Source organism: Streptomyces malaysiense, from assembly GCF_000980885.2.
GTDB lineage: Bacteria > Actinomycetota > Actinomycetes > Streptomycetales > Streptomycetaceae > Streptomyces > Streptomyces malaysiense.
This window is the reverse complement of the sequence record NZ_LBDA02000205.1, coordinates 1-740: the sequence shown is the minus strand read 5'-3', so window position 1 is coordinate 740 and position 740 is coordinate 1. Positions and strand designations below refer to the sequence as shown.

1 protein-coding gene and 1 pseudogene are annotated in these 740 nt (G+C 66.1%); one reads left to right on the top strand and one right to left on the bottom strand.

The features are described from left to right. Window positions 1-26: 26 nt before the first annotated feature. A pseudogene (locus tag VT52_RS34940) lies at window positions 27-302 on the bottom strand (tyrosine-type recombinase/integrase); the annotation flags it as partial. Between the two features lie 147 nt (window positions 303-449). On the opposite strand from VT52_RS34940, the gene VT52_RS34935 reads away from it, so the two are divergent. After that, on the top strand, window positions 450-662 hold the full coding sequence (locus VT52_RS34935; RefSeq protein WP_071387772.1) for a hypothetical protein: 213 nt from the start codon (window positions 450-452) through the stop codon (window positions 660-662). The last annotated feature ends 78 nt before the right edge of the window (window positions 663-740 follow it).

Genomic DNA, 740 nt, shown 5'->3' with positions numbered 1-740 from the left:
CCACCCTTTCAATCTCAGCGGCAACGTCAGCGGACGGGTGCTGCACAAAGCGGCGGATCGTCGCCGTCGGCGGGCTCGGCGGCGGGCTCGGCGAGCTCGCTCAGGGCGTGTCCGAGCAGGTCGATCGCCTGGCGCTGGAGGCGGAGCCGGACGTGTGCGTAGACCGTCGCGGTCACCCCGATGTGGGCGTGACCGAGCAGCTCCTTGATGACGACGAGCTCGACGCCCTGCTCCAGCAGCAGCGTCGCGGTCGAGTGCCTCAGGTCGTGAAACCGGATCGGCCGCAGCCCCGCGTCGCGCAGCTGGCTTTATCGGTGAGTGCTGACACCGCTTGTCAATCTGCGCCGACACCGCCCGGTGTTGGCGGAAAGTGATGGCGCTGAGTTTTGACACTACTTGGGTGCTTGCGGTGGGACCATCGGAGTGCTCTACGTGATGAGGGGGCGCCGATGTCACCGAAGTCCAAGGTCGATCTGTACGCGGCGATCCGCCGTGATGTCCGGGCGGGGATGTCGAACCGGGCGTTGCAGCGCAAGTACGGGGTGGGCTTCCGGACGGTGAAGGCGGCCATGGAGTCCGTCTGGCCCGAGCCGCGCAAGCAGTTGCCGCCTCGTAAGACGCGGCTGGATGCGTTTAAGAAGCTGTTGTCTTTCCGATCTTGAGAGATGCGCGTCGAACGGGAGTCCCGATCGGGTGGTCGCGGGTCCCTGGGTGCATACGAACAGGGCCTCCTGAACAGC

Bases quoted from the DNA above. Each gene is read 5' to 3' on its own strand.
- VT52_RS34935 (WP_071387772.1), top strand. From the start codon at position 450: ATGTCACCGAAGTCCAAGGTCGATCTGTACGCGGCGATCCGCCGTGAT.